Origin of the sequence: Enterococcus sp. AZ188, from assembly GCF_050544075.1 — a bacterium.
Classification (GTDB): Bacteria; Bacillota; Bacilli; order Lactobacillales; family Enterococcaceae; genus Enterococcus_D; species Enterococcus_D entomosocium.
The window spans coordinates 183965-205142 of sequence record NZ_CP172943.1; the positions used below are offsets into that span (position 1 = coordinate 183965).

General features: G+C 43.3%; 18 protein-coding genes. 14 read left to right on the forward strand and 4 right to left on the reverse strand.

What is annotated here, in order from left to right; genetic code table 11:
* Positions 1-55 precede the first annotated feature (55 nt).
* Positions 56-607 carry a GNAT family N-acetyltransferase gene (locus IGI86_RS00865; protein WP_005232691.1) on the reverse strand — a complete coding sequence of 184 codons (552 nt, stop codon included), beginning with the start codon at positions 605-607 and terminating at the stop codon, positions 56-58.
* Between the two features lie 321 nt (positions 608-928).
* On the opposite strand from IGI86_RS00865, the gene IGI86_RS00870 reads away from it, so the two are divergent.
* The 4 genes from IGI86_RS00870 (at position 929) to IGI86_RS00885 (ending at position 4219) form a co-directional block, all read left to right on the forward strand.
* Positions 929-1297, forward strand: a complete 369-nt coding sequence (locus tag IGI86_RS00870) for a YxeA family protein (RefSeq protein ID WP_139960024.1) — start codon at positions 929-931, stop codon at positions 1295-1297.
* Between the two features lie 296 nt (positions 1298-1593).
* Positions 1594-2940, forward strand: coding sequence for an amino acid permease (locus IGI86_RS00875; RefSeq protein WP_008376509.1), 1347 nt, complete (start codon positions 1594-1596; stop codon positions 2938-2940).
* A 106-nt stretch (positions 2941-3046) separates the two neighbouring features.
* The gene (locus tag IGI86_RS00880) at positions 3047-3475 is read left to right on the forward strand and encodes a DUF1761 domain-containing protein (RefSeq protein ID WP_008376507.1); all 429 of its coding nucleotides are present in this window, start codon (positions 3047-3049) and stop codon (positions 3473-3475) included.
* Between the two features lie 243 nt (positions 3476-3718).
* On the forward strand, positions 3719-4219 hold the full coding sequence (locus IGI86_RS00885) for a hypothetical protein (protein ID WP_413134923.1): 501 nt from the start codon (positions 3719-3721) through the stop codon (positions 4217-4219).
* Between the two features lie 108 nt (positions 4220-4327).
* Here IGI86_RS00885 and IGI86_RS00890 read toward each other — a convergent pair whose 3' ends face one another.
* Entirely contained in the window at positions 4328-5464 is a 1137-nt protein-coding gene (locus tag IGI86_RS00890) for a serine protease (RefSeq protein ID WP_413134925.1), read from the reverse strand.
* Positions 5465-5876: 412 nt separating this feature from the next.
* On the opposite strand from IGI86_RS00890, the gene IGI86_RS00895 reads away from it, so the two are divergent.
* From IGI86_RS00895 to IGI86_RS00905, 3 genes are read left to right on the forward strand one after another with little or no spacing between them, the layout of a single operon-like run.
* Positions 5877-7178 carry a hypothetical protein gene (locus IGI86_RS00895; RefSeq protein ID WP_430617650.1) on the forward strand — a complete coding sequence of 434 codons (1302 nt, stop codon included), beginning with the start codon at positions 5877-5879 and terminating at the stop codon, positions 7176-7178.
* A 49-nt stretch (positions 7179-7227) separates the two neighbouring features.
* Positions 7228-8613, forward strand: a complete 1386-nt coding sequence (locus IGI86_RS00900) for a hypothetical protein (protein ID WP_430617651.1) — start codon at positions 7228-7230, stop codon at positions 8611-8613.
* 4 nt (positions 8614-8617) lie between these two features.
* Positions 8618-9370 (forward strand): hypothetical protein, encoded by a 753-nt coding sequence (locus IGI86_RS00905; RefSeq protein ID WP_430617652.1) that lies wholly within the window; start codon positions 8618-8620, stop codon positions 9368-9370.
* A gap of 89 nt (positions 9371-9459) precedes the next feature.
* Here the strand turns inward: IGI86_RS00905 and IGI86_RS00910 are convergent, their stop codons facing one another.
* Complete coding sequence (locus IGI86_RS00910; RefSeq protein WP_008376493.1) at positions 9460-10389, reverse strand: methyl-accepting chemotaxis protein; 930 nt, start codon at positions 10387-10389, stop codon at positions 9460-9462.
* A gap of 218 nt (positions 10390-10607) precedes the next feature.
* Here IGI86_RS00910 and IGI86_RS00915 point away from each other — a divergent pair, with 218 nt between their 5' ends.
* The 5 genes from IGI86_RS00915 (at position 10608) to IGI86_RS00935 (ending at position 16221) form a co-directional block, all read left to right on the forward strand.
* The gene (locus IGI86_RS00915) at positions 10608-11567 is read left to right on the forward strand and encodes an alpha/beta hydrolase (RefSeq protein ID WP_016611560.1); all 960 of its coding nucleotides are present in this window, start codon (positions 10608-10610) and stop codon (positions 11565-11567) included.
* Between the two features lie 253 nt (positions 11568-11820).
* The gene (gene alsS, locus IGI86_RS00920; protein ID WP_430617653.1) at positions 11821-13473 is read left to right on the forward strand and encodes an acetolactate synthase AlsS; all 1653 of its coding nucleotides are present in this window, start codon (positions 11821-11823) and stop codon (positions 13471-13473) included.
* A gap of 18 nt (positions 13474-13491) precedes the next feature.
* Positions 13492-14208 carry an acetolactate decarboxylase gene (gene budA / locus IGI86_RS00925; RefSeq protein ID WP_005232672.1) on the forward strand — a complete coding sequence of 239 codons (717 nt, stop codon included), beginning with the start codon at positions 13492-13494 and terminating at the stop codon, positions 14206-14208.
* 302 nt (positions 14209-14510) lie between these two features.
* Positions 14511-15941: a catalase gene (locus tag IGI86_RS00930; RefSeq protein WP_005232671.1), complete on the forward strand. Its 1431-nt coding sequence runs from the start codon at positions 14511-14513 to the stop codon at positions 15939-15941.
* A 16-nt stretch (positions 15942-15957) separates the two neighbouring features.
* Entirely contained in the window at positions 15958-16221 is a 264-nt protein-coding gene (locus IGI86_RS00935; protein ID WP_005232670.1) for a hypothetical protein, read from the forward strand.
* A gap of 183 nt (positions 16222-16404) precedes the next feature.
* Here IGI86_RS00935 and IGI86_RS00940 read toward each other — a convergent pair whose 3' ends face one another.
* On the reverse strand, positions 16405-17898 hold the full coding sequence (locus tag IGI86_RS00940) for a helix-turn-helix domain-containing protein (RefSeq protein ID WP_430617654.1): 1494 nt from the start codon (positions 17896-17898) through the stop codon (positions 16405-16407).
* A gap of 591 nt (positions 17899-18489) precedes the next feature.
* Here IGI86_RS00940 and IGI86_RS00945 point away from each other — a divergent pair.
* Together IGI86_RS00945 and IGI86_RS00950 are read left to right on the forward strand one after the other, a co-directional pair.
* Positions 18490-19995 carry a peptidoglycan DD-metalloendopeptidase family protein gene (locus IGI86_RS00945; RefSeq protein ID WP_430617655.1) on the forward strand — a complete coding sequence of 502 codons (1506 nt, stop codon included), beginning with the start codon at positions 18490-18492 and terminating at the stop codon, positions 19993-19995.
* Between the two features lie 496 nt (positions 19996-20491).
* Positions 20492-20896, forward strand: coding sequence for a hypothetical protein (locus tag IGI86_RS00950; protein ID WP_061053586.1), 405 nt, complete (start codon positions 20492-20494; stop codon positions 20894-20896).
* Positions 20897-21178 lie beyond the last annotated feature (282 nt).

A 21178-nucleotide genomic window follows, 5' to 3' on the forward strand; every position in this document is an offset into this window, starting at 1 on the left:
AACATTGTTGCCTTAAGTGTACCATCTGGCAGGAGGAATTTTTTTCTTTTTTCAGCTATTTTTTGACAGCCGTTTCCGCTGCATCCAAATAAAACAAAATGTCACTTTTGCCTTCCTGATTGGTTCCTTTGTACACCTCCGTATCCAGGCCTCCGATACGAAAGCCTGCTCGCAAGTAAAACAGACAGGCAGAAGGATTGTTGTCCTGCGCTTGTGTATAGATGCCGCGATAGTCTTTGGCAAGGGCCGCTTTCAGTGCCTGTTGGATCAACAGTTGACCGATTCCTTGCTTGCGGTAGTCTGTGTTGACCTTTAAGTCATAGAGGTACAGATACTTGAAAAAAGCGTCTTGAACGATCGCTAAGCCGATGCATTTTCCATCATCATAAGCACCGATAAACAGACTGTTTCGGCTCATTTCATCATAGCAATAATTTTCATCTGGGAAACGCATCGTCTGAATGTCTTCAGGTGCAAATTTACAGATCGTGTACTGCCAGTTGCCCTCATTATAAGACGGCAGCATTTTCCCCCATAAGGAGAAGGGTTCGTTTTTCAAGCGGATATCAGCTTGGTGTTCTTGATCGATCAGTTTGATTTCTAGCATGGGACACCTCGGTTTTCTATAGTTTTCAATCATGAGTATTTAAAAGTAAGTTGTTGCAGTTTAGTTTACTACAAAGAATGAAAAATCACGATACTTATTAAACAGTCTGGTCTTCCTGTGAGAAGGGACGTTTTTGTAGGAGTAACTTAGTTGTGTGTCTATACATTTAGGTGGAAAAAGCAGAAAATATTCTATTGATACCTTAGTCACAATGACCGACGGAAAAATACGTCTTAAGTTTGATTATATTTATCGCTTGTTTTTTTATACTGAAGGTAGATAGAAAAAACGGAGGACAATCACTTGAAAAAAGCAATTAGTATGATCCTGCTCGTGTTAACGATCGGGACCGTCACATTGGTTACATGGTCTTATTTTACGAAAGATGATTCCAGCGAACTGGTTCAGCTGGTGGATCGTTTCAATCCTTTCGTACCGGAGAAAAAGGTTTATGTCAAAACATCCGATGAGTATGGCATGCCGCAAGAACATGATGCCTATGAATATACGCAAGAAGGAATCAATGAAGATGGACAAAAAATAAAAATCACGTTTTGGGCACCACAAAAATTAAAAGAAAATGCCTACCTAGAGCTTGATGCAAAGGGCAAACATGTGGAGTCGTATCAAGAGGTGACCGAGCAAGATCTCCCTGACGCTATCAAAGACGAGTTGGTTACGACCCATTGATCATCGAGCCTGCTTGAAGAAACGGACAGAAAGTCATTTCCCACATGTTGGGAGATGGCTTTTTTTAGTACCTTCACCTAAAGAAAAGTTCGCCAAGATTTGATTTGGGTGAAAAAGATTAGAGGATGATAGAATTTTCAGAAAAAATAGATAATTTTTTCAATTCTTAGTTGCAATAGCAGAAACGTCTGGTATTCTCTATGAGGTAGTTAAAAAAAATCATTCATATAATTAAAAATAGCAACGGTGAGAGAATCACTGTGTATGAAGGATCAACGGTTTTCGAGGAGGAACGTATGACAGAAAAAAATCAATTAAAAAAACAGATGAAAACCAGACACATCACTATGTTGGCACTAGGTGGCGCAATCGGTGCCGGCCTATTCAAAGGCAGTGGGGAAGCGATCCAGTTAGCGGGGCCTGCGGTCTTGCTAGCGTTTATTTTTTGTGGGCTGATCTTATTTGTCGTCATGACAGGACTGGGACAGTTGGTTTTATCTGACCAAAAACAACATGGCCTTTCGGGCTTAGTCCAGCCGTATCTTGGCTTGCATACAGCTGATTTCATTGATTGGATCTACTGGTCAATGTGGATGATCAACATCATCGCCGAAGCAGTTGCTGCCGCAAGCTTTTTGCAGCTGTGGTTTCCCAATATTCCAGCTTGGATCTTTGTTTTGATTTTGGCACTACTCACGACCATCATCAATTTGTTTTCGGTCCGCTTGTTTGCAGAAACGGAATACTGGCTTTCGTGGGCCAAAATCAGTGTGGTGATTGTGCTGATCTTGGTGGGTCTCTATCTGGTTGCCACGCAAGTCTTTGATCTGGGCTTTTTACCGACGATGAGACAAATGACAGACTATGGTGGTTTTGCCCCTCACGGTCTCAAAGGATTTATCAATTCTTTATTGGTCGTAATCTATTCTTATGGCGGTTCTGAGTTAGTAGCCATCACGATTAGTGAAGCAGAAAATCCAAAAAAAGCGATCCCTCAAGCAATCAAAGGAGTAATGACTCGGATTGCCGCTTTTTACATCATTCCCATGTTTCTTTTACTGATCATTTATCCGTGGAATCAATTAGCAGATCCAAATGTCAGTCCCTTTGTAATGGTGTTTCAAAAAATCCATGTGCCTTTTGCTTCCGACATCGTTAATTTAGTGATCATTTTGGCCTTGTTTTCCTCCATCAATTCTGGGGTCTATGCTTCTTCAAGAACGTTGTTTTTCCGGTTAAGCAACAATGGCCAGAAAAAAAGCCGTTTCACGATGCTGAATAAAAACAGCGTGCCCCAACGAGCGATCATGTTTTGCAGCGGTACTTTATATCTTGGAGTCGTTCTTTCTTACTTTTTAGGCGACAAACTCTTCAATTATCTGGCAGGCTCCCTGTCGTATACTGTATTACTGATTTGGTTGTTGATCAGTGTGGCGGCGTTTGTTTTGGTACGCAAGCAGAAGAAAATGGGCTATACGATTTTTTTGGGCGGGGCGATCCTTGCGTTGCTTTTGCTGTTTGCCGGTATCTTGATCACTAACCCATTAGCGGTTACAGGTTTCACCGCATTGCTGTATACGATCATTTTTCTTAGTTTTTATTGGAACCATCGAAAAATAGGGGACACCAGTGGAAAAAGTTGAAGAACCTTCCCTTAAGGCATAAACTGATGGAGAAGGAACAGCCCGCTTGGCTATTTTTTCGCTTCTCAGGAACATGGCTAAAAATAAAGTATAGGAGAAAACGAAAATGGTTAATTTTTGGACATTGATTTTCGGCACCCTCAGCTGGGTTGTGGTGGAAAGTCTGCTTTACAACCCGATGCATAAGTGGGGCAAGTTTTGGGCGAAAGAATCAGGAATGGCAGAGAAGATGGACGGTCAGCAGATGACGACCGGTGACATGCTCTTTACCTTTGGCGGCACGATTGTTGGTGGGATTCTCTTATCGGCAGCGACCTATCAAGTCGTCTATTGGTTTGCAACATTCGATCATGATGGTTGGCTGATGACCTCCTTGCAAGTCGCTTGCTTATTGTGGCTAGGGGTGTATGGGGTCGCCACCTTCGTGATGGCTGTTTACTCGGGACAGTCCCGTAAATTAGTTGGGCTGCACCTTGTGAATGGGTTTCTAGGAGTGATCGTTTTAGGGCTTGTTGTCGGACTAATTGGACAATAGGCAGCGATCATATCCCAGCGAGAACGTTCAAAGATCTCAATGAATCAATCCTAAAGAAAGCCGATCTTGTCTCGACAAGGTTGGTTTTTTTGCGCGTGAAATTAATTTCATTATAAAAAAAAGCTATAAAAGCAAATTGTTTATGCTATACTGAAAATAACTCAACTTGACAGGAAACACAAACCCACGGGTTTGCGAAAAATCATGAAAGAAGGGTACTTAGGGACAACGAGGAGGGGAAAAATGAAAACGAAAAGCAAGTTAGGTAGAAGAATGTTTGCTACCGTTTGTTTGGCGGTGCTATTTTTTGGGGCAAGCTGTAGCCGCTCAGGGGTTGACTCTGCAGCTACAAATCAAGTATTGACCAATAGCAACAGTCATCAACAATATGCTTTGTATCTATTTGAAGATGGAAAGCTCACCGTCAATAAAACGCTGAGTTTTTTGGTCGATCCCAATCAGGAACCTGCGGACTTGGTAGAAGAACAAGAGGCGCAATTAGTGCAGATCAACGAAACACTGCAAGCAGAGTTTCCCAAAAGCAAAGCACTGACTGCGGCAGACATCGGCACTATGCACACCTTTGAAGTGACAAATGCCCAAGTGATCATTGATCAAGAGAAAAAGGAAGTGCGCATGACTGGCGATGATTTTGAGAAAGTATTCAAAATGGTGGACAACAATGACAAGCGTCTGATCGATGATGAACAAAACGAGTACGAGTTTTCTTACGATGAGAAATAGCAAGTGACAAAAAAGCAGCTGCCTCCGACGAGACAACCGCTTTAGACTGCAGACAAACCTTAGACAAAAATGAGGTTTGTCTGTTTTTGTTGTAAAATTTAGTGGCTATTACGGAAAACATTTTGCGCAAGGAGTAAGTCCGCGACTTTGCGCTTCTGCTAAAGTTGCAGGCGTGTAGGTACCGTTACCGCATTTTCTCGTATGATATTTCGAACCTGTTGGTGTAACGAGGACCGACGTTTGGGCTTGATTGCTAGCAGCGGCTGGCTGGCTTTGTTCTGGCACAGCGGCGGCTGCCTGCCGTTCTTCCTCCGCCTTAGCTTGTGCGGCTGCTTGTTCGTTGGCAGTGATCGTTTGCGCCACTGTTTTCGTTCGAGCAGCTAATTCCTCATCGGGGGTCATGAGACGAGCGACAGCATCTTCTGCACGAGCAAGGGCATCTTTTGTCGGCTCCGCCTCTGCCGCTTCCACCGCTTGGACAGCTTCTGCAACGAGGGCTTCTGCTTCTTTCTCAGAAATCTTGGTTTCTACAGTGGATAACCGACTTTCAAACGTTTCCTTGTTCAAAACCGCTTGTGCGACTAATTCTTTTGCCTGATCGAAATCACTGCGCTCAAGGGAAGCTTCAGCAGTATCGAGGGCTTTGCCGATGGCAAGATGTTCTTCCACCACGGTTAGCCGGGTAGCGAAATCTTCGTAGGTTTTACTCAAAGCATGAATCAGCGTCACGGCTTCGTCGTAATTCTTTTGGTTTGGCTGGGTTTCGGCAAGCGCCAGTGCCGTCTCGGCTTTTTCCAGTGCTGCTTGTTCTTGTTTTTCAGCTTGCAAACTCGCTAGAAATGCGCGAGAAGGTTTGACGGTGACGACTTCTTCTTTGGTGCTTCCACCCATTGAGGCTTGGAGGGTAAATTCCTGTTCCTCTTCATCTTCAAGTTGCACGGTGTAAGAAAATGTTTCGTCCGCCAGCGAAACCTCCACCCCGTTGATCGTCAGTTGCGCTTCTGGATTGGTTTGCCCAGTGATCGCTACTTCACCTTGCTCATTCGTAACCAGTTCTGCTTCATCTACGTGAAGCTCCGGTGTTGTTGCAGGAGTCAATAATACCCCGCCGATCAATAAGAGAAAACCACCCATAAAAATAACGATTTTGTTGCGAAGCGGCTTTTTCTTGATCAAACTAAGAATAAAAAAGATTCCGCTTACAACCATTGTCAAAAAACCAACAACAAAAATAAATATCCCCATACTTTTTTCATTTCCTTTCTTGTGAATAATTTAATTATAACATTTTTACTAACGTATCCGCCATCAATAACCGGCTAGCTAGGGTTGCTGAACGTATGGAGGGTGTTCAACTAGCAAACTAATAGATTTTTTATCAATAATAAATAGATTTAAAGAAATTTTTATTATAAAATGATATAGAAAGAGTTGTTTTTTCGTTTGTATTTGCTTTTTTTGCTAAACAGCTTTTGGTCCTAATACACGTATTTGCTTCATTACTGGAAAAAGACGCTTTGAACAAACGGATGAAATCGAGCAAATACCTGCAAACAAGCGGCTTTCCCCAAATAACACCATAAAAAAGACATTCCCCCTCATGTGCAACTAAGCCACTTCATTGATAAGAAAATCAGTATGTGCAAAAGGAGTAGCAATGAAAATCACACAAATCCAATGTCCCAGCTGCTTGGGTCAGTTAACCGTTGACTGGGAGACAGGAAAAGCAGTCTGCCAGTATTGCTTAACTAAGTCAGTCCTACAGTCGCCGCCAAAACAAACGCAAGAAGCTTCGAATGAACAGGCTCCCGTAGTTTTTCAAAAAGTCAAAGAAGGGTTTTATTCGTTTGCCTTTAATGAAGACGAGGTAGCAAATGCCTTGAAAAAATGGCTGATCCAACAGGAATCAGTTCCTGAGGACATTATCGTTCATCTTGAAGTCAGCGAGGTAAAACGATATTTTATTCCGATTTATGAATTTCAGGTGACCTATACGATGCACTGGGAGGGGGCCTTTGGCTACGATACCCATTCCATTGCATGGGAAGGCTCGCATACGACCACGTGGGAAAAGAAGCGAGGCGACCATTCAGGTGAGACGGTTATATTCTATCAATGCGGCAGTTCGGAGGTGATCGAACAAGAAATTCCTCAGAGCTTTGAGGTCAATGATGAAATGAAAAGAAAACCGCACTTTAATACCGATCAAAAGGAATTTCAACAGCTAGTCTCAGCACATGCTATTCATGTTTTTCCCTTTGATATTGAGCAAGAGCAGGCGCTCTTTGGTTCTGAAAAACAAGCGGAATTGAGAGCTCATGCGAATGCGGTGATCCAGAAGAAAGAATCTGCCGATCATCTAAAAGAGCTGCACCTAAATCTTTCCCTGATCAGCTGTGCTACAGAAGAGCTCTACTTTCCCCTGTATATGGGCACCTTCAAGTACCAAGAGCAATCCTTTGAATTTGCGATCGACGGCAAAGATCCTGACCGAATGAAGCTGCCGATTATCCCACAGTGCCAAGCTACCTATCAAACGGTTGCGAATTTTTCAAAAGCTCGTAAGGTTTTTGGCTGGTCCTCCGTACTCTTTTTTACGTTAGGTGTGATCCTGATGATCTTGGCGCTATTCATTTCTGAATGGCTTCCTCTAGGAAGAGTATTTAGGGCTGTCATAGGGGGGATTGCCATGAGTTCCCTGCCAACTGCAGTTTATTGGGTAGTATCGGGGATAGTGTTGCACTTTCTAAAAGAACAGTACCTCAAAACAGTCCAAAAATTTAGAGATGAGCTCCAAAGAGAATTATTAGGTAAGAAAACTGGGACAGCTTTTTTAGCAAACTACGAGAAGCGTGGAAAGCATCTTGCAAGAATGAGGAAATTTTATGGCTGGCTCGATACGCTCGCTTATGTGGTCGTGGTCGTTATCCTTATTTGGAACATTCTTCGGTTTCTTTGATAAACCATCTTGTTGAAAAGAAAAAACGATTCATAAAAAAGGAGAAAAAATGAAAATCACCCAAATCCAATGTCCCAGCTGTCTGGGACGTCTAGAAGTTGATTGGGACTCAGGGAAAGCAGTCTGTCAGTATTGTTTAAATGAGCTGTTGATCAAACCGGAACAAAAAAACCAGGAACAAACAAAACAAGTCGTCTCGCTTAAAGAGTTGCCACACATTCAAGGGACTGTCAAAGAAGGGTTTTATCCGTTTGCCTATGATGAAAAGGCATGTGAAGCGGCGTTAAAAAATAAACTAGCATGGCAAGAGACCATCTCGGAAAGTATCTTTTTTGAGCTAGAGATGGTTCATCTAAAACGTGTATTTATCCCGATGTATTACTTTCAAATTGCTTATGATGCTCAAGTGAGAGGGAGCTATGTCCACGAGGAACAGCAGAGGGGGAGTGGGCGCATTACTGCCGATATTTCTTTACATAACAGCGGGAACACAACAATTTTCAATGAATATTTCCCTACGGATACCCAAAAAGAAGCGGATTACAGTATCAATGGTAAGCTGCCGCTGCATCTTCAAAAAGGAGCCGCCTATTGCACGGATATGCAGCAGTTTTCGGCACTTAGCCAAGGCGCTCAGGTGCTGCCCTTTGATATTTCCAGAGAAGTAGCACTCTCTGATACCCATCTAATGGAAGTCTTTGAAGCAAAAGCCAAAGACCATTTGGTGGGAGCAGATGTTGCCAATGAGGTTCAACTGACTCTTTTTCCGAAACAATGTGATACGGAAAAACTGTATTTTCCTTATTACATTGGCGAATTCAAATACGGAAACCAAACCTATTCTTTCGTGGCTGATGGCACCGATGCTGAACGTCTCTTTCCAACCCAGCTTCCTGAATGTGAACAGCTGGTGCAAGTGAAGAAAAGTTTTTCGAAGACCAGTAGTGTCCTTTGGCAATTCTGCTATACCTTCTTTTCATTCGGAATAATTTCCGGGACCCTTTTAAATTTTATTTTTGGTGGATTTTTAATGCCTGCCGTTTCCTTTAGTTTGATTGGCACATCGATCGTGCTTTTTGTCATTTGGCTAGTAGTTTCATTTTTTTTGATTACGCAAAAAATCAACTTCTTTACAGAACATAAAAAGTTTAAAAAGGATCTGAATCAAGCACTCAGTCAGCCACAGGCAGATCAAATAGCTATTTTGCAGACATTTGAAGCCCGAAGAAAGAAACTCGTCCGAAAAACAGTATTTTACAGCAGTCTGGAAAACATGGCGTATGAATTTGCCTTGATTCTCTTCTTAGCAATATTGGTTTGGTATTTCGATTTTTATGGCTTATCTCTTCTAGTGCTGCTGGCGTTTGTCAGCTGGAATACGATCCGTATTTTTACAACGAATAGCTCTGATCGATGCATCAAAACGAAAGGATGATCTCGTGGATATCATTCCCATTCAATGTCCCCATTGTTTAGGGGAACTAGAAGTAAACTGGGGTGTCGGCACGGCAGTCTGTCTGTATTGTCGTGGGAAAATGGTGATCAAATTGCCCTTTGACCACGCCAAAATTGCCCAGTCCAGTCCCCTGACGGACAAACAGCTTGCGCTGACCCAGCTGGCGGCTCTTTTGAAGAAAATCAGTCTGCCATCTGCTGCTCTTAGGGAAAACGCACCATCAGCCGGCGTTTTCGTTGGACAAGAGCAGCCAAAACCAACGTCAAGAAACCAGGTGTCTCCGATTCAAAGGGCGCCCATCCATCAGCGCAACCAGCGACAAAATCGTTTGACTGCCTTTTTTCAAAAACAAAATTTTTTGTTCTATTTTTCTGGAGAAAGACAAGTGCTACCAAGGCAATGGCAAAGACAAGTCCTCGCTAGTTTTCAAGTGCCTGAAACGGAGACCCCTCTTGCGTTGCTAACGTCAAAGATGACTGGCAAGAAAGCGAATGCGGGACTGCTTTTTGGCGTTGAACGAGTGTATTTGTGCACGTACGAAAAGAAAGAAAAACGAATAGTCAGTTTTTCCTGGATTGTTTGGAAAAACCTCGGTTTTGAGGTCCAGCATAAAATGTTTAGTAGCTTTTTGGTGATTCAACAGGAATATCGTGTTCCTCTTCAAGCATTGGGCTTTGCGACCCAATCATTTTTGCAAGAATTACAGCAGTTGCTGCAAGAGTGGGAGACTGGCTAGTGCTGAGTATCGATGAAATCAAATAGGGAATCAATTTATTGGTCAAAAAAACAAAGAGAGCGTCGCAAACAGCGGCGCTCTCTTTCACTTTATGTGGTTTCCAACTCAGCATTGTTGGTCTCTGTTAAATACTCGGCTTCATCGTTTAAAAGACTGGCCGTCGTTCGCAGCGTGTCGTAAGAATGCAAAACGGCAGCGAGACTTTTTTGCGAATCACTGATTTTCATAGTCGTCGACTCGGTACTATCTAACACGACTAAGGCTTGTTGGTTGATGGCTTGCATGGTTGCGGCAATGGTTTGGGTCAACTGCTTGGTCTGTTCGGCTAATTTTTGCATTTCATCGGCAACTACCCGAAAGCCAGCTGCTTGTTCGCCGATCCGTGCTGTTTCGATGGAAGCGTTGAAGGATAGCAGTTTGGTTTGTTGTGCAATGCGGTCGATGTCATGCAGCACCGCTGTCACCTGTTGGCTATCCATTTCTAAGGCATGGGTCGTTGCTTGATTTTGATCAGACAGCCGTTTGACTTGCGCCAAGTTCTCTGACAAATGATCGACTTGCTGATGCCCGTTGGCAGAAAGTCGTGTCAGGGAAGCAGCACTTTCTTGCACTTTTTTGATAGTGACCGCTAAGGCTTGTTCTCTTTGGGTAATGTCAAAAGCGATTTTGACGACGTTGACGACTTCTTGCTGCTCATCGAGGACGGGGAAGTAGATTCCTTCTAAAATCAGTTTTTCTCCTTGTTTGTTTTTTCGGATGATTTTGTCTTGAAACCGTTGCTTTGAGTACAGCAGTTGATTCCAAAAAGCTTGGTAATCCGTACTGGCAGCATAATGGTCAAAACAAAAGGTCCGATGCGGCAAGCCAATGATTTCTTCTTGGCTGTACCCTAGGATATCAGTCATGTTGGCATTGGCGAAAACAACTTCTTTTTGCGGATCAAAGACTATGACAGCGAGTTCTTGAAAAATAGCAGCGAGCAGACGGTTATTTTGTGTTTCATCTAATGTGAATTTCATACGTACTTACCTACGCCTTTCAGTTTTTTGGGAAGTTTACACAGCGAGTGTCTTACAGTTATCGGTCATGAAGGCAAGGCAGTTAAGAGTGCAAAAACCACCTTTTTTGTCGAACAAAATGCCTGGAAGCAGAAGGAAGCAAGATTCTTTGCATCAGAATGACTTGGTGGTACCCTTAAGGTCAACACGAACGATTTCAAACAAAAGGAGAGAATCGTATGACAGATAGAATTTCGTTGGAAAAAGCAGCCGTTGAATTTAGTGAGGCAAATGCACCGCACCCACGGATCTATGAATTACCGCCAGAAGAAGGGCGCGCACTATTGGAACAAGTCCAAGAGTCACCCGTCAATAAATTGGCGGTTGAGATAGAAGATCAGACCGTAGATACAGGCGAATGGGGGACCATCAATGTTCGTTTTGTTCGTCCTGAAGGAAATCATGCGATTCTCCCTGTCATTTATTATCTCCATGGCGCGGGCTGGGTCTTCGGCAGTGCCGCAACTCATGATAAATTGATCCGTGAATTGGCGGTACGAACCAACTCGATCGTCATTTTTCCTGAATACAGTCGTTCGCCAGAAGCAAAATACCCAACGGCGATCGAGCAAAATTATGCGGTCTTGCAGCAATTACCGGGATTTGTCGATGTCAAAGGCTTAGACCTTACCCGTTTGACCGTGGCTGGCGATTCCGTAGGTGGGAACATGGCGACTGTTATGACCTTGTTAACGAAAGCCCGTGGTGGCATTCCGATCGCACAGCAATTATTGTTCTATCCTGTGACAGATGCCCGCTTTGATACGCCTTCGTATGAAGCATTTGGCGAAAACTATTTTCTGACCAAAGAAGGGATGCAATGGTTCTGGGATCAATACACGACGGATGAAACACAGCGGAATCAAATTACCGCTTCTCCTTTACGAGCGACCAAAGAGGAGTTAGCCGATCTGCCACCAGCGTTGATCATTACGGGGGAAGCAGATGTCTTGCGGGATGAAGGGGAAGCCTATGCGCAGCATTTACGAGCAGCTGGCGTGGAAGTTACCCAAGCACGTCTGCAAGGAATCATCCATGATTTTGTGATGGTCAATGCGATGGATCAGACCCAAGCTGCACGAGCTGCCATGACACTGGCTGTCGGTTGGCTGACGGAAAAAAATGTCCCAGCAGAATAAAAAACCGACAAAAGAAGCTTCTTTTTAGAGGTGTTCTGATACAGTAAAGGATTTATGGGGTGGAGTGATCCACTCCTTTTTTTGTCGGAAAAATGGAAAGACATACACCTGCGGTCTGAAGCAGATGCAAACGCTCTCTAAAAAACTACGTTTTTATAGTACAGATATTAATAAGTGTTTTTCGTTGATAAATAAATAAAAAGTGCTATTATATGTATTGTGATTAATACAGTTTTTGAAAAGAGGTAATACAGTGGGTGCAAAAGGATCAGAAATCATTGTTGAAAGTTTAGAAAATCATCGGGTGCCTTATATCTTTGGGATTCCCGGTGCAAAAATCGATGGCGTATTTGACGTGTTGAGTGATCGGGGACCAGAGTTGATTTTGGCACGACATGAACAAAACGCGGCATTTATGGCACAAGCAATCGGTCGCCTGACAGGAGAGCCAGGAGTCGTCATTGCGACAAGTGGACCAGGAGCCAGTAATTTAGCGACTGGGTTGGTCACGGCAACTGCCGAAGGTGATCCCGTCCTGGCACTAGCAGGCCAAGTGAAGCGTTCTGACCTTTCAAAATTGACCCACCAAAGCATGAATAATGCGGCATTGTTTGCGCCGATCACGAAATTCAGCAGTGAAGTCCAAGATCCTGAAACCCTTTCTGAAAGTATTGCCAACGCCTTTCGCATCGCAAAAACAGCGAAAAAAGGGGCGAGCTTTTTATCCATTCCTCAAGATGTGACGGACGGAACCGTTCAAGGGGCAGCGATCAAACCACTATCTTCGCCTAAATTAGGCAGTGCCGATGCAGAAGATATCCAGGCACTCGTCGATCGGATCAAAGAAGCCAAGCTGCCTGTCCTACTCTTAGGAATGCGGGCTTCAGGCGTGAAAGAAACACAAGCGATTCGTCATTTAGTTGCAAAAACTGGGTTGCCTGTCGTAGAGACCTTCCAAGGCGCTGGGATCATTTCTCGTGAATTAGAAGAGCATTTCTTTGGCCGCGTCGGCTTGTTCCGCAATCAGCCTGGTGATATGCTGTTGAAACGCAGCGACTTAGTGATCGCTGTGGGGTACGACCCGATCGAATACGAAGCTCGCAACTGGAATGCGGAAAAAGATGCCCGCGTGATCGTCATCGATGAAGTACCTATGGAGATCGATCCATTTATGCAGCCAGAAGTTGAACTGATGGGCAGTATCGCGAAAATTATTGAACAACTATCAAAAGCCATCGATCAGTATCACTTGACCGAAGACGCTCAAAACTATTTAACGACGCTGCAAACCAAACTCAATGAAAAACCAGCGGATGTCGAAGGCAGCAACAATACCTTGCATCCCCTGGAAATCATTGATGCTTTGCAACAAGAAGTGACCGATGACATGACGGTGACGGTGGATGTCGGCAGCCACTACATTTGGATGGCCCGTCATTTCCGCAGTTATGAGCCACGGCATCTGCTCTTTAGTAATGGCATGCAGACTTTAGGGGTCGCTTTGCCGTGGGCGATCGCGGCAGCGCTCGTGCGACCAAATACTCAAGTGATCTCTGTATCTGGCGATGGTGGCTTCTTGTTTTCTGCCCAAGAGTTAGAAACAGCCGTCCGTTTGAAACAAAACATCATTCACTTGATTTGGAATGACGGTACCTACAATATGGTGAAATTCCAAGAAGAAATGAAATATGATCGTGCTTCTGGGGTTGATTTTGGACCAGTTGATTTCGTGAAATATGCCGAAGCGTTTGGTGCCAAAGGCTTACGGGCAACCACCAAACAAGAATTGATGGCAGCCATCGAAGAAGGCTTTGCAACGGATGGTCCAGTGATCATTGATATCCCTGTGGATTATTCAGACAATGCCGATCTTGGCAAAACGATCCTACCTGATCAATTTTATTAAGACCAAAGGAGCATCAAGATGAAAGTGAAAAACAAAAGTTATTTATATCAGCATGGCACCCTAGGTGGGTTGATGCAGGATTTAATGGATGGCACGGAGCAAATCGGAAAAATGCTTGAATATGGCAATTTTGGGATTGGTACTTTGGCTGGTTCCAATGGTGAAGTGATTATTTTAGATGGTGAAATCTACCATGTAGACGAGTCGGGCAAGGTACAAGTGCTCCAAGGAAATGAAGGAACCCCCTATGCGGCAGTCGTTGATTTTTCTGCGGCGAAGCACCTGCAGGTCAGCCAAGAAATGACCGATGAAGAAGTGAAAAACCACGTCCTGACAGAAGTCAGCCCGAATTTGTTTTCCGCTGTCAAGATTCATGGGGTATTTACCAAGATGCACGTCCGCGTTGCCCCAAAGCAAGAAAAACCGTACCCAAAATTCATTGAGATCATCCAGCATCAGCCGGAATTTCAAGCAGAAGATATCAGCGGCACGATCGTCGGGTTCTTTACCCCGTTGCTGTTCCACGGTGCTGCGGCCGCCGGTTTCCATTTGCATTTTATTAGTGATGATCGCACATTTGCTGGTCATGTCTTAGACTTTGAAGTGGCAGCTGGCGAAGTCGAATTGATGGAACTAGCCGAATTTCGTCAGCATTTTCCTATCGACAACCAAGACTATTTGCAGCGGGAGATCGATGTCGCAAAAATCGCCAAGGATATTGAAGCTGCCGAATAAGCAGCAGGCAGCAAAAAATAATTGATCGCCAGTAGAGTGGTCTCGGATCGAATGGAACGCAAAGCAGCAGTGAAGCCAACGCTTCACTGCTTTTTTGTGCTTCCTTCTATTCATGAGGCTTGCTGCAAAACCTGGATACTTCGATAGAAAAGTTGGGGAATGGTCAAAAATCTGAATTAATTCTTATTTACGAGCAAATAAATTGATATATTTTAAGAATAATGATAATTTTTGTACTAATTAGAAGTATTTTGTTGAGAGTAATTGCACTTGACTGATTTTATAGAGAAAAGAGGAAAGATATGAAAAAAAAGTTGACGACTGCGCAAGGAGCCAGTGTAGCGGATAACCAGAATTCTTTGACAGCGGGGCGCCGTGGCCCAGTGTTGATTCAAGATGTCCATTTGCTAGAAAAACTGGCACATTTTAATCGTGAGCGGATTCCCGAACGGGTCGTTCATGCGAAAGGTGCGGGGGCTCATGGGGTCTTCCGAGTAACAAACGACGTAACGATGTACACGAAAGCGGCGTTTCTTTCAGCCATCGGGAAAGAAACGGAGATGTTTATTCGCTTTTCAACGGTTGCCGGAGAACTAGGGTCTGCGGATACGTTGCGCGATCCTCGGGGGTTTGCGGTTAAATTTTACACGGAAGCGGGGAATTATGATCTCGTGGGCAATAATACCCCGATTTTCTTTATTCGTGATCCGTTGAAGTTTCCTGATTTTATCCATACCCAAAAAAGAGACCCGCGAACGCACTTGAAAAATCCAGAGGCGGTATGGGATTTTTGGTCTCATTCACCGGAATCCCTCCATCAAGTCAGCCTGTTGATGGGGGATCGGGGCTTACCGGCAACCTTTCGTCATATGCATGGGTATGGGAGCCATACATTCGCTTGGCTCAACGCAGAGGGAGAACGCTTTTGGGTGAAATATCATTTTCGGACGGATCAAGGCATTATGAACATGAGTGCGGCACTCGCAGCAGAACTTGCGGGAAGCAATCCTGATTATCATATTGAAGATCTATATAAAGCGATTGAGGCAAAGGAGTATCCTTCTTGGACACTCTATGTTCAAATCATTCCCTTTGAAGAAGGTTGGTCAGCTGCCGTCAATCTTTTTGATGTGACCAAAACAGTCTCACAAAAAGACTATCCGCTCATTGAAGTGGGACGAATGACTTTGAATCGCAATCCAGAGAACTATTTCAACGAAGTCGAGCAAGTCACTTTTTCACCGGGCAATATCGTTCCAGGGATTGATTTTTCTCCGGACAAACTATTGCAAGGTCGGCTGTTTGCTTACGGTGATGCGCATCGTTATCGAGTTGGACCCAACAGCAGCCAGTTGCCGATCAATGCGCCAAAAGCGCCTGTCCATAATCACCAACAGGACGGTTTCATGAATACCAAAACGAATTCTTCAGGGATCAATTATGAACCGAACAGTTTCGATGGCATCAAAGAAAACCCGCATGCCAAGGGCATCCACTATTCGTTAGAAGGAGAGATCGGTTCCTTTGATTACGATGAAGACTATTATAGCCAAGCAGGTGATTTTTATCGTTTGCTCTCAGAAGAAGAACGAACACGTTTAATTCAAACGATTGCGGGAAGTTTGGGACAGGTTCAAAATCAACAGATCAAAGAACGGCAGGTCATGCATTTTTACCGTGCGGACCCAGAATACGGCAGACGAATCGCTGAAGCGATCGATGTGAACATTTAAGAAAGGAGGAAAAAGAATGTTACTTTTACATGTAGTTTTTGGTCTTTTATCTTTTGTCGGAGCAATGATGCTGGGGGTGGCCTTTAAAGGGCAGCTGCGAGAGCTTTCAAGGCTTCAGCAATGGGCAGTCGGTTTGAGTTATACGGGCACGCTGTTGACGGCGATTTTGGGGATCTTGTCTGCATCTTCTCATCCAATCATCGTACTCATGACCCTCGTAGGCGCACTGGCTTTTACGAAACGGACATTTTTAAGTGCAGATCAATCCAAAGAGCAATGATTGCTGATAGTAGCGGCGTAGAAGGAAAAAGCGTACTTGATTCATTGGAAAAGTCCCATATAAAGCTGCTTCCACTAAAAAAGAACAGCTTTATATGGGAGGATTAGTCAGGCGTTCGTTTAAAGGCGACAAGGAAATATCAATTCTCTTTCTTTGGAGAAGCGGCGTGAATGATTGGAATTACTACGTATTATCAAGAACGACCAACCGCAAAATTCTCGGATTGATTCGATTCAAAAGATAATTCCAATCGGCAGCGTCGGGTATTGATTTTAATAAGACACTTTCAACATCCAGTAAGTATTCAGTGGCGTATTCGGAGTAGTTAGTAATGAGAAAATTAATGTTTTTTTCTTTTAAATACTCGTGGGAGAGTTCGTTTGAATCAGGGTAGTACATTTCATGATAAACGCCAAGATATTTTCGGATAATACTTTCGGCGTACTCACAAACATACTCGTTACCTTCAAAAATAACAGCTATAGTTCTCCGTGTGCCCCAATTCTCTTCAATGATGGCTTCCATGTGGAAGGTGAGACTTGCACAAAAATCATCCAAATGGTCGAAAGAATAGAGTGTTTTCACAAGAGGATGTGAGAGCAAAAACTGGCGATTTTTTTTATATTCAGCCGCAAATTTTTCTTTGACGAAAGCATTCAAATCATCGATGTTGACGTTCATCGTTGGCGATAACAACTCACGAAGCTTAAAAATAGTGAAGAATGACTCTAACCAAAGCAAATCTTTTTGTTCATCAAAGCTGTTGCCGCGATTTTGGGCATAGAAATCAGCAGTGATCTGTTTGATCGCGGGCCAGTGGTTATAGTTAAGACAAAACACTTTGCTTGTTTCTAGATCGATGTTGAGTTTGCGACGACAAATGATGCAAGTCAAAAGATAGATTGCTTCTTCTTGAGGAAACTCAAAGGTAAAATAACGCTGGATAATCTTTTTAAGGTCCTCATAATTTGAAAGTAAACCATTTTTTTTAACTAACTCGCTTAGTTCTGGAGAGGGGGCAGCAAGTAAACCGCGTTTGCTGCGCTCCACGCTCATATAAAGGATATAAGCAAAATAAGAAAACGAAGAGCTCTGTAAGGCCTTCGTTTCCAAAAGGTCAGTGATTTCCATCACCGCATCTTGTACATGGATCGAGGGAAATAACGTGTGGACATTAATGTCAGACTCGTAGTAAAAAAGACAGAAAAATTTTCGTATATCGATCTCCGAACCTGCCAAAGAGACGGGATCCGTTTTGATTTTTAAACAGAAAGGGGATAAAAATGGCTGTATTTTCCGGAAGTAGCTGATCAGCGCTTGTTCAGAAATATTAAGCGTTAAGCTCCAATCAAAGAGGGTTTGCTGCTCATCATAAAAAATACTTTCTAAAATCTGGAAAATCGGTTCATCTTTTATCAATTCTTGCTTTTGCTTTCGATACCTATCATGATCGATTTCTTCAAAAAGATACCCGATTTTTGCTGTATGGATCGCCATAGCCCCTTTAAAATACTCTCGCAAGTTAGCAATGTCAGTAATCAACGTACGCGTACTGCTCTCGGTCACTTCAGCGAGTTCTCCCAGTGTACGGGAGGGACTTTTCTCAAATTCATTCAACAATTGCAGCCAGCGAATCAACGTACGATTTCGCATGAATTTTAATTGAAATGTTTTCATGTCAGCCTCCGAAAAATAAGTTTAAATAATTATAGCATAATCATTTACACAGAGAATGAAACGTTCAACTGTTAGGCGTTCTTGCCACAGTGCCTTGAAGACTCTGACTACCAGCAGAACATTTCCGGGAATATCAATCGTTCACGGTAAGTATAGCAAGGACCTGAGAAACCAATTGCCAAAAATCATACATAAACTTGAGAAAACGAAACGCTAATAGAAAGGCTCCAAACGCTAGATAAAAAGCTAATGAAGTAAGAAAAGACGATAAAAACACAGTTGTTCAACTGGCAGTTGCCCATTTGAACAACTGTGTTTTTTTCTGATGACGCCAGAGGATCTTAGGCAACAGAAAGTAAAAGCTGCAACCCAGACTCGATAACGAATTGGATGCAAAACGTGATCCTTTACCAGTAGACCCATTCTTCCAACAACTCGTTTTCTTTGACAAGCACGGGAGTCATTTGCTTGAGTCGAAAAAACGAAGCGTAGTATAATAAAAGAGAGTTGATATTTATTTACTATTTGGATGACAACATGTTTTTTTGATAGAGGTTGTTAAGTGAAAAAAGGAGAGAAAGGAAATCGCCTATGAAGCATTCGCAAAAAGGGGTAGCGCTTCTTTTGGTTTGCGGACAACTTTTAGCTGGTGTGCCAGTTTCAGCTGCGGTTGTTGCATCGGAAGGTACGATCGTTGCCCAAACATCAGAAACAGCTGCACAAGAAAGTGACAGTAGCAGCACAGCAGGGACGGTTGAAGAAACTGCTCCAGCAGGGGAAGGACAAGTGTCCGATTCGGAGCAAGGATCGGCACCTGTAGAAAGTGTACCAGAAGGATCTGAGACAGCGCCGGAGGGAACAGAGCAAACCGAAGAACCAAACCCAGATCCTCAACCGACGCCAGAACCGAACCCAGAGCCAGAGCTACCGAGTAAGCCAGAGCCTTCTCAGCCAGAAGAACCAACCCCAGCACCGAAACCAGAAAAACCAACACAGCCTGAAGCGCCCAAACCTGAGACGCAGCCAGAGAAGCCCCAACCGTCAAAACCTGTAGAAACGCAACCGACACCAGAAGAAAATAGGGGAGCAAGTCAAGAAACACCGGCGGCTGTGTCTCCGATCATACCACCAAGTACCCAAGCACCAAGCGGGCCAAGTCAATCCGATCCTATAACGCAGCAAGGTAGCGAAACGAGCTTGACAGTCACACCAGTAAAAGAAGTGTGGGATTTTATCCAAGAAATCGGCGAAGATGCTCGGGAAATTGGCTTGAAAAATGATTTGTACGCTTCTGTCATGATTGCACAGGCTATTTTAGAATCAGGTGGGGGGCAAAGCAGACTGAGTCAGGCGCCGTACTTTAATCTCTTTGGTATCAAAGGAACCTATCAAGGACAGGGTGTCGCTTTTCGGACACAAGAAGATGATGGTTCGGGAAATCACTACACAATCACGGCAACTTTCCGCCAATATACTGGGTACAAAGAGTCATTGATGGACTATGCTCGTTTGTTGAAAGAAGGGGTCGGGCAGCAGTCTGATTTTTATAAAGGTGTATGGAAATCAGAAGCGGCTTCTTATCAAGAAGCTGCCCATTATTTGACTGGTCGGTATGCCACTGATACCGCGTATGATCAAAAGCTGACCGCATTGATCGAAGCCTATGCGTTGACCCGTTATGATCAGAAAAAACCTGATGTGACCGCAAGTGAGACGTATCTTTTTCCTGTTGAAAAAGCCGTTGTCACTTCTACTTTTGGCCCACGTTGGGGAAGCTTTCATCGGGGCGTTGACTTTGCCGCAGCGTTTGGGACACCCATCATGGCGAGTCAATCTGGAACGGTCATCCGTTCAGAGGTTCATCCTTCTTGGGGGAATTATGTAGCGATTCTCCATGAGGACGGGATGACGACACTCTATGCTCACAATCAACAGAACCTTGTGAAGGTTGGTCAACAAGTGGAACAAGGAGAAACGATTGCGCTCATGGGTAGTACGGGCAATAGCACAGGCGCACACCTGCACTTTGAAGTCAGTGCATCGCCTAGCTTGAGCCAAGCGAAATTGGTCGATCCAATCGCTTTTTTAACAAAATAAGGATTGCCGAAAAGAGAGTATCGTGGATACTTTCTTTTTTTGTCTTTTTCCAGCAATTTTTTGGGAGCAACGATTTTAATTTTTTTTTCATGAAAACCGAAAAAATGTTTAAAAAAATCGTGCATAGATTCTTTATAATTTTCACATAACCGTAACAGTTGCTAACCCATAAACTGGCGTGAACAGATCGGTCAGCCAGCAGCACAAATGGTAGGTTCGAATGCTATTGATGATGAGCGGAGAAGCAAAATCGTTACAGTTGTTACCCCTACGAATAAAAACTTGCTAACGAAGTAGGGGAGCGAATAATCAGGAAGTGCATCAATTATAAGTCTACTCCTTTTTTTCTAATCAGTATTGATCGTTGAAAAGAACTAACAAGAAATGATTAACCATAAAAAAGTAGAAGAGATAAATGAGCTGCTCTTTTTTTCTGTTAAACGAAAAGAATGTTTTACACAGTGATGCATAAAATAAAAAAAGAGGGGAACATTTTATGAGAATAAATAAAACGGATTTTGAGGCAGTGATGGCCAATAGCGAATTTTTAGACTATTACTGTCAATTATTTGAACAAAACGGTGAACGATCCGTCACAGATAAGCAATTAGAAAAATTACACTATTTGATTCAAAAGCAGGTGGCACTAACGATTCAAAAGAATGCGAGCTATTCCTTTTTTACACAAACATACAAGCTGCCGCAAACACTCGTAAAGGATTACCAACTGTTAGCGGAATGTACCGAGAGGCTTTCAAAAATAGAAATGGATCAGTTGATACCCAAACAATTTATTGAACAGGACTTTAACGTGCAGATGAAAAAAGTAAGTCAAGAAACGCAATATGAACAGCTTTTAAACATCATGACAGACACATTTAGACAAATAAAGAAAACATAGGTGATTTTCAACATAGCAGCTTTTTTTCAAAATGAAGCAAATGATACAAAGAATTTTCTTATTTCTTAAGCAGAATCTGATGAATGCAAAAGCGAAATCCTTGCACTATTTTTAATAGCCGATAAAATAATTGTTATAAGACAGTAGTCTGGACACAACGCTTTTTTTCATCAGTCTATGAAAAAACCGATTTTTTATGTAGGATGAAAACCGATATAATGAGACTGCTTAGGCGCCTTTCATGCGTAAATTAGCCGCAAAAAAGAAATTCTTAGTAAGGAG

Coding starts and splice junctions, on each gene's coding strand:
- IGI86_RS00950 (WP_061053586.1), top strand. CDS start 20,492: ATGAGAATAAATAAAACGGATTTTGAGGCAGTGATGGCCAATAGCGAA.
- IGI86_RS00930 (WP_005232671.1), top strand. CDS start 14,511: ATGAAAAAAAAGTTGACGACTGCGCAAGGAGCCAGTGTAGCGGATAAC.
- IGI86_RS00935 (WP_005232670.1), top strand. CDS start 15,958: ATGTTACTTTTACATGTAGTTTTTGGTCTTTTATCTTTTGTCGGAGCA.
- IGI86_RS00915 (WP_016611560.1), top strand. CDS start 10,608: ATGACAGATAGAATTTCGTTGGAAAAAGCAGCCGTTGAATTTAGTGAG.
- IGI86_RS00910 (WP_008376493.1), bottom strand. CDS start 10,389: ATGAAATTCACATTAGATGAAACACAAAATAACCGTCTGCTCGCTGCT.
- IGI86_RS00940 (WP_430617654.1), bottom strand. CDS start 17,898: ATGAAAACATTTCAATTAAAATTCATGCGAAATCGTACGTTGATTCGC.
- IGI86_RS00890 (WP_413134925.1), bottom strand. CDS start 5,464: ATGGGGATATTTATTTTTGTTGTTGGTTTTTTGACAATGGTTGTAAGC.
- IGI86_RS00880 (WP_008376507.1), top strand. CDS start 3,047: ATGGTTAATTTTTGGACATTGATTTTCGGCACCCTCAGCTGGGTTGTG.
- IGI86_RS00865 (WP_005232691.1), bottom strand. CDS start 607: ATGCTAGAAATCAAACTGATCGATCAAGAACACCAAGCTGATATCCGC.
- IGI86_RS00945 (WP_430617655.1), top strand. CDS start 18,490: ATGAAGCATTCGCAAAAAGGGGTAGCGCTTCTTTTGGTTTGCGGACAA.
- IGI86_RS00885 (WP_413134923.1), top strand. CDS start 3,719: ATGAAAACGAAAAGCAAGTTAGGTAGAAGAATGTTTGCTACCGTTTGT.
- IGI86_RS00900 (WP_430617651.1), top strand. CDS start 7,228: ATGAAAATCACCCAAATCCAATGTCCCAGCTGTCTGGGACGTCTAGAA.
- IGI86_RS00870 (WP_139960024.1), top strand. CDS start 929: ATGATCCTGCTCGTGTTAACGATCGGGACCGTCACATTGGTTACATGG.
- budA (WP_005232672.1), top strand. CDS start 13,492: ATGAAAGTGAAAAACAAAAGTTATTTATATCAGCATGGCACCCTAGGT.
- IGI86_RS00895 (WP_430617650.1), top strand. CDS start 5,877: ATGAAAATCACACAAATCCAATGTCCCAGCTGCTTGGGTCAGTTAACC.
- IGI86_RS00875 (WP_008376509.1), top strand. CDS start 1,594: ATGACAGAAAAAAATCAATTAAAAAAACAGATGAAAACCAGACACATC.